Annotated in this window: 10 protein-coding genes and 1 pseudogene; 7 read left to right on the forward strand and 4 right to left on the reverse strand. The window is 40.3% G+C overall.

Annotated features, from left to right (window positions below):
• The 6 genes from F6K13_RS06115 to F6K13_RS06140 all read left to right on the forward strand — a co-directional run.
• The coding region (locus tag F6K13_RS06115; protein ID WP_287287029.1) for a transposase at positions 1–478 on the forward strand (478 nt) is incomplete at its 5' end.
• 88 nt (positions 479–566) lie between these two features.
• Positions 567–3,035 (forward strand): ATP-dependent Clp protease ATP-binding subunit, encoded by a 2,469-nt coding sequence (locus F6K13_RS06120; protein WP_124145547.1) that lies wholly within the window; start codon positions 567–569, stop codon positions 3,033–3,035.
• 628 nt (positions 3,036–3,663) lie between these two features.
• Complete coding sequence (kynU, locus tag F6K13_RS06125; RefSeq protein WP_205127406.1) at positions 3,664–4,923, forward strand: kynureninase; 1,260 nt, start codon at positions 3,664–3,666, stop codon at positions 4,921–4,923.
• Positions 4,924–5,249: 326 nt separating this feature from the next.
• The gene (locus F6K13_RS06130) at positions 5,250–6,386 is read left to right on the forward strand and encodes an RNA-guided endonuclease TnpB family protein (protein WP_124145546.1); all 1,137 of its coding nucleotides are present in this window, start codon (positions 5,250–5,252) and stop codon (positions 6,384–6,386) included.
• Positions 6,387–6,452: 66 nt separating this feature from the next.
• Positions 6,453–6,896: a hypothetical protein gene (locus F6K13_RS06135; RefSeq protein ID WP_275670393.1), complete on the forward strand. Its 444-nt coding sequence runs from the start codon at positions 6,453–6,455 to the stop codon at positions 6,894–6,896.
• Positions 6,897–7,076: 180 nt separating this feature from the next.
• Positions 7,077–7,583: a DNA-binding protein gene (locus F6K13_RS06140; protein ID WP_124145544.1), complete on the forward strand. Its 507-nt coding sequence runs from the start codon at positions 7,077–7,079 to the stop codon at positions 7,581–7,583.
• A 158-nt stretch (positions 7,584–7,741) separates the two neighbouring features.
• Here the strand turns inward: F6K13_RS06140 and F6K13_RS06145 are convergent, their stop codons facing one another.
• From F6K13_RS06145 to F6K13_RS06155, 3 genes are all read right to left on the reverse strand, one after another.
• On the reverse strand, positions 7,742–7,873 hold the full coding sequence (locus F6K13_RS06145) for a hypothetical protein (RefSeq protein ID WP_275670392.1): 132 nt from the start codon (positions 7,871–7,873) through the stop codon (positions 7,742–7,744).
• Positions 7,874–7,993: 120 nt separating this feature from the next.
• On the reverse strand, positions 7,994–8,329 hold the full coding sequence (locus F6K13_RS06150; protein WP_205127405.1) for a transposase: 336 nt from the start codon (positions 8,327–8,329) through the stop codon (positions 7,994–7,996).
• Between the two features lie 131 nt (positions 8,330–8,460).
• A complete protein-coding gene (locus F6K13_RS06155; protein WP_192901140.1) occupies positions 8,461–8,637 on the reverse strand; it encodes a transposase in 177 nt (58 codons plus the stop codon).
• A 122-nt stretch (positions 8,638–8,759) separates the two neighbouring features.
• On the opposite strand from F6K13_RS06155, the pseudogene F6K13_RS06160 reads away from it, so the two are divergent.
• Positions 8,760–9,551, forward strand: a pseudogene (locus F6K13_RS06160) (IS5 family transposase).
• Here F6K13_RS06160 and F6K13_RS06165 read toward each other — a convergent pair.
• Positions 9,537–9,749 carry a hypothetical protein gene (locus F6K13_RS06165; RefSeq protein ID WP_287287030.1) on the reverse strand — a complete coding sequence of 71 codons (213 nt, stop codon included), beginning with the start codon at positions 9,747–9,749 and terminating at the stop codon, positions 9,537–9,539. The pseudogene F6K13_RS06160 and the gene F6K13_RS06165 sit on opposite strands and share 15 nt — an antisense overlap.
• Positions 9,750–9,978 lie beyond the last annotated feature (229 nt).

Here is a 9,978-nt window from a genome sequence, read left to right on the forward strand (position 1 = left end):
TGCAAGTAAAATAGTAATAGATTGGTGTGTAAACTATGAAATAGGGACCTTAATTATTGGGTATAATCAGACTTGGAAACAAGAAATAAAATTAGGGAAAAAGAACAATCAACAATTTGTGAATATCCCTCACTATAGGTTAATAGAGATGTTAAGGTATAAAGCCCAACTAAGAGGAATAAAAGTAATAATTACCGAAGAATCCTATACATCTCAATCGAGCTGTTTAGATGGGGATGATTTACCCAAAGATGGAGAACAAAAACCGGAATTTAGTGGAAAAAGAGTAACAAGAGGGTTGTATAAAACTAGGGAAAATAAATTATTAAATGCTGATGTAAATGGGTCGTTTAACATTATTAAAAAAGTAATTCCTGATGTCTTTGACCAAGGAATAAAGGGTTTGCCGTTTAACCCTGTGGTGGTTGATCCACTACGAATGACTAATATTTCAGGCTTTCTCATTCAGTTTGAGTAAGTTTAGTTGAGCGGTAACAGTTTTAATATAAATGTCACGCTAGAATAACCGTAAGGGGAACTTTATAAATAATAGGAATTAATTAATTATGTTTGAACGCTTCACCGAAAAAGCAATCAAAGTGATAATGTTGGCCCAAGAAGAGGCTCGGCGCTTGGGACATAACTTTGTGGGGACGGAACAAATCCTCCTGGGTCTAATTGGAGAAGGCACAGGTGTTGCGGCCAAAGTTCTCAAATCTATGGGTGTTAATCTCAAGGACGCTAGGATTGAGGTAGAAAAAATAATTGGCCGTGGATCTGGATTTGTGGCTGTAGAAATTCCTTTTACTCCCAGAGCTAAAAGGGTTTTAGAATTATCCTTGGAGGAAGCACGGCAATTAGGACATAACTATATTGGTACTGAGCATCTACTTCTGGGTTTAATTCGAGAAGGGGAAGGAGTTGCAGCAAGAGTTCTAGAAAACTTGGGCGTAGACCTCTCGAAGGTACGGACTCAGGTAATTCGGATGTTGGGTGAAACTGCAGAAGTCACTGCTGGTGGTGGCGGTGGACGGACTAAAACTCCTACTCTGGATGAGTTTGGTTCTAATCTGACTCAAATGGCATCTGAAGGTAAGTTGGACCCAGTAGTGGGAAGGCAAAACGAAATTGAACGGGTTATTCAAATTCTAGGTCGTAGAACGAAAAATAATCCAGTTTTGATTGGAGAACCAGGGGTCGGAAAAACAGCGATCGCTGAAGGTCTGGCACAACGTATTGCTAATAATGATATACCAGATATTCTTGAAGAAAAGCGGGTAGTTACTCTGGACATTGGTCTATTGGTGGCTGGCACAAAATATCGAGGAGAGTTTGAGGAACGTCTGAAGAAAATTATGGATGAAATTCGCTCTGCGGGTAATGTCATCCTAGTTATAGATGAGGTTCATACTCTAATTGGAGCTGGTGCAGCAGAAGGGGCAATTGATGCGGCTAATATTTTGAAGCCTGCTTTGGCTCGTGGGGAGCTACAGTGTATAGGGGCAACAACCCTCGATGAGTATCGCAAACATATTGAACGAGATGCGGCACTCGAACGTCGTTTCCAACCAGTAATGGTGGGTGAACCTTCCGTTGAAGAGACAATTGAAATTTTATACGGTTTAAGGGAACGTTACGAACAACATCATAAGTTAAAAATTTTGGATACAGCTCTAGAAGCTGCTGCTAAATTGTCAGACCGCTATATTAGCGATCGCTATTTACCGGATAAAGCTATTGATTTGATTGATGAGGCAGGTTCCCGGGTTCGTTTGATTAATTCTCAACTTCCTCCGGCAGCTAAGGAGTTAGATAAAGAGTTGCGTCAAATTCTTAAAGAAAAGGATGAGGCAGTACGCTCTCAAGATTTTGATAAGGCAGGAGAGTTGCGCGATCGGGAAATGGAGATTAAATCTGAAATTCGTTCCCTTGCTCAAAGTAAAAAGACAGATTCCACGAGTGAAAATGATTCTCCAGTGGTTAATGAAGAAGATATTGCTCATATTGTTGCAAGTTGGACAGGTGTTCCAGTTAGTAAGCTCACAGAATCTGAATCTGAGAAGTTGCTACACATGGAAGATACTCTGCACCAACGTTTGATTGGTCAGGAAGAAGCTGTCAGAGCAGTATCTCGTGCTATTCGTCGGGCAAGAGTAGGATTGAAAAACCCCAACCGACCAATTGCTAGCTTTATTTTCTCTGGACCGACTGGGGTTGGTAAGACAGAATTAACTAAGGCTCTGGCTACATATTTCTTCGGGTCAGAAGAAGCAATGATTCGGTTGGATATGTCTGAATACATGGAACGTCACACTGTTTCTAAGTTGATTGGTTCTCCTCCTGGTTATGTGGGTTATAACGAAGGTGGTCAGCTAACTGAAGCAGTTCGTCGTCGCCCTTATACTGTGGTGCTATTTGATGAAATCGAAAAAGCTCACCCTGATGTCTTCAATATGTTGTTGCAAATTTTGGAAGACGGACGGTTGACTGATGCTAAGGGTCGTACAGTAGATTTCAAGAATACCTTAATTATTATGACCTCCAATATCGGTTCTAAGGTAATCGAAAAAGGAGGCGGTGGTCTTGGTTTCGAGTTCTCCGATAATGAAGCTGATGCTCAATACAACCGAATTCGCAACTTGGTTAATGAAGAACTAAAACAATATTTCCGCCCAGAATTCCTCAACCGTTTAGATGAGATTATCGTCTTCCGTCAGTTGAATAAGGATGAGGTGAAGGAAATTGCTGTGATTATGTTGAAAGAAGTCTTTAGTCGTTTGACAGAAAAAGGCATCAAGCTAGAAATTACTGAACGCTTCCAAGAGCGGTTAGTTGAGGAAGGTTATAATCCCAGTTATGGAGCGCGTCCTCTACGTCGGGCAATTATGCGTTTGCTTGAGGATGTTTTGGCTGAGGAAATTCTTTCTGGTGCTGTTCGTGAGGGCGATACTGCTGTGGTTGATGTTGGAGAGGATGGTCAGGTTAAGGTTACTCAAGGTGAAAAACGAGAGTTGTTGCCTCAAGGAGCTGAGTAGGATTTAGTTTCTTCTGGGAACGGAAGTTAATTTTTCATGGTAAGACGGCAGAGAGTTTAAGCTTTCTGCCGTTTTGAGGGAGTAGGGAGTCAGAATTTTTAAATTAATGATGATAAAAATTGTCAGAACCAATTTAGGATTGCTATGTAAATTATAGTAGAGTAGAACTTTAAGAGATGCGGTCGGTGAGAGCTACGCTCCCTCCGCCTTCGGCGTTAAACAACCGTGAATGCCTGTGGATAAGTAGGACTTGCTGATTAAATATCAAAGCACTGACAGATATTGGTTTCAGCCTTTTTTTGCCTTTAAAAAGTGCGCCTGTTTCAGTCTAAAAAGCTCAAAAAGCTAGTATTTTAGGCGCATAGTTGGGCAAAAAAATTAAGGGACAAAACTTAGCTCCTGCCTCCTCGCTCATTCCCTTTTCTCCTGTCTCCTGTCTTCTGTCTCCTGACTCCTACCCCCACCAAAAGACTTTTTCAGCAAACCCTAAGTAACCGCCGACGACCTCAGTAGAAGCAAGGGACATTGCATGCAACGTCCGTACACATCAATTTTTCACGTTATGTGACGCTTTGTATCAGTTTTATGGATCAGCTAAATCAAATTTTTCGAGATGCCCAACTAGCCAATGATAGAATATAGACTGGAACAAGAATTTGCTGAACAAATGGATGCTAGAGATCCTCTCGCTTCCTTACGAAAAGAATTTTATATTCCCAAGGCTGCTTCTGGGGAAGAAAATATCTATTTCTGTGGTCATTCTCTAGGATTACAACCTGTAACTGTTCGAGAAAGCATCGAAAAGGTATTATATGATTGGGAAAAGCTGGGAATTGAAGGATACTTCTGCGGTACTCCTCGCTGGCTGGATTATAGTAAATCATTAAAGCCAAAAATGGCTGAAATTGTCGGCGCACTGGAGTCAGAAATAGCAATCATGAATACTCTGACCATGAACTTGCATCTGATGCTAGTCTCATTTTATCGACCTAGCCCAGAAAAATACAAAATTCTGATTGAAGCTAACGCCTTTCCTTCTCCTCGATATGCGCTCAAATCCCAGATTGAATTTCACGGTTACGATCCAGAAATTACCTTGCTGGAAATTAAACCTCGTCAGGGCGAAACCTACATCAGAACCGAAGATATTGAAAACTTATTAGAGCAAGAAGGTAATTCAATTGCTTTAGTATTTCTAGGAGGAATAAACTATCTAACAGGACAGTTTTTCGAGATGAAAAAAATTACTGAGCAAGCACACCAATACGGTTGCTTGGTAGGATTCGATCTCGCTCATGCTGTTGGCAATGTTCCCCTTGCTTTGCATGATTGGCAGGTAGATTTTGCAGTGTGGTGCAATTATAAATATATGAATAGTGGACCAGGAGCGGTCGGAGCTTGTTTCGTCCATGAAAAATATGCCCATCAGTTCAATTTACCTCGGTTTGCTGGTTGGTGGGGCAATAAAATTGAAACGCGGTTGCTGATGAAACAAGATATTGAACCGTCATCCGGTGCAGAAGGTTGGCAAATTAGTAATTCAGATGTTTTATCATTAGCGTCCCTGTCAGTTTCTCTAGATATCTTTGCCAGGGTGGGAATGGCACAATTAGTAACTAAAAGTCGCCTGCTGACTGGCTATCTTGAATTCTTATTGAATAGTCTAGAAAACAAACCTTTATTGCTTACCCCTGCCAATCCTGAAGCTAGAGGATGTCAGTTATCGATTCAGATTAAAAATGCCGAGGGAAATTTGCTGGAAAAGTTAACAGAACGAGGAATATTATGCGACTGGCGCGAACCAAACACCCTTCGGATTGCACCTGTTCCCCTCTACAACCGCTATACAGAAGTTTTTCAATTTGTGCAAGCTTTATCAGAATTATAATAAAACTCGATCGGAATTATCAGAAAAAGGGTAGTCCTGCATAGTAATGGTATAGAGGAAAAAGGAAGATCTGGCACGGGAGCAAGGCTAGATAAAACAAAGTTATATGTGATATAAATTCTTCTGATAAAAAAAAAGGGTGATCACTGCAAGAAAAGGTAGGATATAATAAACTCTAGCCTATCCAATGCATTGTACATCGGCAGACCAAACATTCCGGTTTTCCGGAGTCGTCATCTCGCGGTGGAACATTGTCGGCGTTGGCGGGGCTTGTAACTGTTGGCTAAAATCTGGTATTATCTATTAAAATCTAGGATTATCTGTTTATGCTACTTGGATTCAAAACAGAGTTACATCCAAATAACCACCAAAAAACATTGCTAGCTAAACACGCGGGTGTAGCGCGTCATGCTTATAATTGGGGTTTGTGGTTAACTAAAAATATCTTAAACCATAACCAGCATAATCCTGATAGTAAGCTTAAATTTCCTACTGCAATCGACCTCCATAAACTTTTGGTAGCAATGGTTAAACCAAATAACTATTGGTACTACGAGGTTTCTAAAACAGCACCTCAGTATGCTTTGAGGTATTTATCCAATAGTTGGAAACGCTGTTTTACCAAAGTGTCTGGTCAACCTAAATTCAAGAAAAAAGGTAAAGATGATAGCTTTACTTTAGATGGTTCAATTACAGTTGGTTTTAATCAGATTAAATTACCAAGAATTGGATGGGTGAAAACTTATGAAATTTTACCAGATAATGTAACTCCTAAATCTGTAACTATTAGCAGGAAAGCTGATAGATGGTTTATTAGTTTCAAGACAGATACAGAAACTCAAATTACTGAAAAATCAGTAGATGTAGTTGGTGTAGATTTAGGAATAAAATCTTTAGCAACATTATCCACTGGCGAAGTATTTCCTGGAGCCAAATCTTATAGAAAGTTAGAAGCTCAACTTTCTCGGTTGCAATACTTGAATCGACATAAAGTCAAGTTTTCCAATAATTGGAAAAAAGCGCAACTTAAGATAGCTAAACTACATAGCAAAATAGCTGATATCAGAAAAGATACATTGCATAAACTTACTACTTACTTAGCCAAGAATCACAGCCAAATAGTAATAGAAGACTTAAATGTATCAGGAATGATGGCAAATCATAAGCTAGCTAAGGCTATTGCTGATATGGGTTTTTACGAGTTTCGTAGGCAGCTAGAGTACAAATGTCAACTATACGGCTCATCCTTAACCATTGTTGACAGATGGTTTCCCAGTTCTAAAACCTGTTGTAACTGTGGAACTGTAAAAGAGTCTCTGTTGTTATCAGAGCGCGCTTTCACTTGCGAACACTGCAATTTTAGCTGCGATAGAGACTTGAACGCAGCGTTAAATTTAGCTCAGGCGGTCAGTTTGCTCCGCAACGCTAGCGCGAACGACCGTGACAGCTTGTGGACTGGATAACGCCGACGTTGCCAGGTTGAAGCAAGAATAGAACAGATTATTTATTATAGAAAATCATAGATTTATATAGATAATCATAGGTTTCTAAGAACGGTCAGTGATGTACCGCAAAAATTCGCTGGCGGTAGTGCAGCTCTATGTTCCCTGGTACAGTCCCTCGACGCTGGTTTAGGAATACAACACGCAGGTAACACTCAATCGTTTTTGCAGGAGATGCACTCCTATATGTCCCCCAGGCACCGCCAGTTTATTGTCGCCATTTGGTCAGGACCATCTATCAAACAGTTTATAATCGACCACCAACAGAGTCATCCTGCTTTATGTGATTTATACAATCATTGCGTTGAGGAGCTAATGAACTTTAGAAAACAGCACTTGGCAATTGCTGCTCAATATATCCTCCAACAAGCTCCCAAAGAGCAGAGGGGAACTGGCGGCACCAATTTTGTCCCTTTTCTCAAAAAAGTAGAAGCACAAACCAAAGCCAATCTAATCTCGAATGTGGTTTGATAGTAAATGGGGGCGTTGCTGAATTAAGGGATAAATATAAGTGGGATGGGCATCCTGCCCGCCCGAAAATATAAGGACTGGGCAAGATGCTCATTTCACAAAACTATTAAAATCATCCCGCATTTATGCAACGCTGTAAATGGTTATCCAGTTCATCCTTTATATATTCCGAAACAGTTTATGAAAGATACAAATACTGAACCAGATAAAGTTGGTACAACAGAAGCAGCATTTCTTCTAAATATTTCTACCGCTAGACTCAGGTTACTTCTCAGGCAAGGTCGTCTCAAAGGAGCCAAAAAAGTCAAACGCTTCTGGATCATTCCCTTAAATAGTCGGGGAATGCCAGAAATTACTCCTGGTCGTCGAGGTCCTCAAGGAACTTGGAATAAAGGATTCCGTACAGGCAATACTTTTATCCATGTGCTGCGAAGAGAAATTGACTATAACCGAGACCACGGTACTTCTCTTCCAGCAATTTCTGTCAAACAAGGAGGCAAAAACCATCGCTGCCACGAAGTAGAAATTCTGGGAAACTGCAAAATAGTCTATCGTCCTCATAAACCTAACAAAAGTCAAGCTGGTGGTGCGCGGCTGTGGATTGAGACAGAGCCTGATATTGAAATTATTCGCAAATTTTTCCGGGATGTAGAACTGCAAGAAGACAAACCTCAAGGCTTTGGTTAAGGTAGGGTCTGATTTTTAGATTCAACCAATTTTTATTTATACTATTAAATAGTACTGTCGCGTTGTGGATGCGTAAGTTCTGATTTATTGTAATCTATTTGGGATTGCTATATTTTGTGACAATAAGCATCTTAAAAAGTAATGTCAATATTATTTATCTACCAAAAACTCAAACTTTGATTTTTCCCTGCCACTACTACAACAGCAATATAATTAGATTCAGGAATAAACTGATATAAATACCAACGGGAAGCTGCTTGAAAATCTCCATTAATACTAGGGCGTGTCATCAATTAAAGATAAAGAGGTTGACATTAAAGGTATAGTATGCTTATAGAACCCCTGAGCGTATCTCTAAAAATTTAGGTGATCGCCAATCTCTGAAGCATTAGTCGAATAAAACACATAATTTACTTGGAAGTAGCATTTTCCAGGGTTCTTTTCCTGCGGAATGCTGCGCAAACAAAATTTTTAGTCAAGCTTTTACACCTCTCCATCCAGGGATTGGTTCTTTCCATCACCCACCAGGCTTGAACGGGAACAAACCCTTTTTTTCCCAGATTCTCTTTCTCTAACTTTGATGGTTTTGGCGATAGTTTAAACCGAATCTTAGTCATAATTGCCGGATAAATTTTCTTTAACTCCTCTATGATCTTTTCGGGGTGGTATCCATGATCAAGTAAGATAGTAATCTGAGGAATATTGACTGGTTTGGATTTCAAATAGTCGATGTTGTTTGAGATCATTTCTATTCATCCTACATCATCAGTTTCTGATGATGCATGTACAGTGGGTAAAAAAAGGAAAACCAAGACTATCAACTGCTAAGTGCCTCTTAATTCCAGCTGAATGTAGCTGCTGCCAAAAAACTGTGGAATCAGGAGGCAAATATGCAGGGCAAATCACACCAATTACAACCATTCTTAAGTTGGTAGAGGATACCATCAAGTATTTGCCTTTTCGTCCATTTTGTGGGACAAGTTTTCTTCTTTTTTGGCAATAATGGTTCAACTTGAACCCATTCTTTGTCTGTTAAACTGCTTGAATACGGCATTTGCCTAACTCTTGTTTAGGATAATTGGCGATCGCTACTTAGTATAAACTTGGACGGAAAAGATACGCTCAGGGGTTCTATAAAGAATAACTACAGGAATAACAGGCATAGGACTGCTCTCAATGACTAGACGTTATGGTTTGCGTGACGACCAATGGGAACCCATTCCACATTTACTACCAGGCCGTGAAGGAACTGTAGGAAGAACAGCATGCATACAACCGCCTCTTTGTAGAAGCGGTTTGATACAGATATCGGGCGGGAATTCCTTGGACAGACTTACCAGAAAGATTTGGGGACTTCCGCATTGTCCATACCCGTTTTAGCCGTTGGAGCGGTTCTGGAGTCTGGGAAAGACTATTTCAAACTCTAGCTGAGGATGCAGATAACGAATATGCCATGATCGATGCCACTATTGTTCGTGCTGATCAACATAGTGCCGGAGTGAAGGACAGTAGTGCAGAACAGGAAGACATTGGCCGTAGCAAAGGAGGGTTGAGTACCAAGATACATGGAGTAGTAGATGCTCTGGGTAATCCTACTAATTTTTTTTACTACTGGTCAAGCATCGGACTTGGATGGGGCAGATGTAGTATTACCGATGGTAAAAGCGGAAGCAGTATTAGGGGAAAAAGCTGATGATGCTCAGGAGCGGGTGCCAATCGCCTTTGACCCACAGAGGAATAGAAGTAGTGATTTCCCCGAAAAAAAAAACTGCGCGTGAACTGCGTAATTATGATCAGATATTGTACAAAGCAGGTCTATGAATCGAAAATTTCTTTGCCAAACTCAAAGAGTATCCAGCGTTGGCTCCGCCTAGCGGCAGCTATATCGCTACTAGATACGATCAACGTTCGTTTAACTTCCTGGGAGGGATTTATTTGGTAGCCTCAGTCATTTTATACCAAGCGTGAAAAAATAATGTTACGAATAGTAAGAGGAATAAAAAGACTTTTCAGAATATTCCCTTTGACAAAAAAGATGACTTCCGACCTAAAAAATGGTATTGAAGCCCTTCCTATACGACTCCTGACTCCTGACTTCCCCTCCTGGGAGGGGGAGGGGCGAGGGGTGGGTTGACTCCTAAGAAATATCCTAACTATTTGTAGCAAACATTTATCAATTTGGTATTATGAGCATAGCGATTGCCATCGACCTAGAGCATACAATACCCCTACTTGTCAATTTTTTAATTGATGACACGCCCTAATAAAAGGCAATTTTTTTATAAATATTTATAAATAGATGATAGTAAGGAGTAGGGTAGAATTTCATACAATTTTCCTTTCTCCTTACTCCCGAAGGAGAGTTAAATATAGTTATATAATCCCTCCTTCGGGA

The sequence above is a fragment of the Okeania sp. SIO2B9 genome, assembly GCF_010672505.1.
In the GTDB taxonomy this organism is placed as follows: Bacteria; Cyanobacteriota; Cyanobacteriia; order Cyanobacteriales; family Microcoleaceae; genus Okeania; species Okeania hirsuta.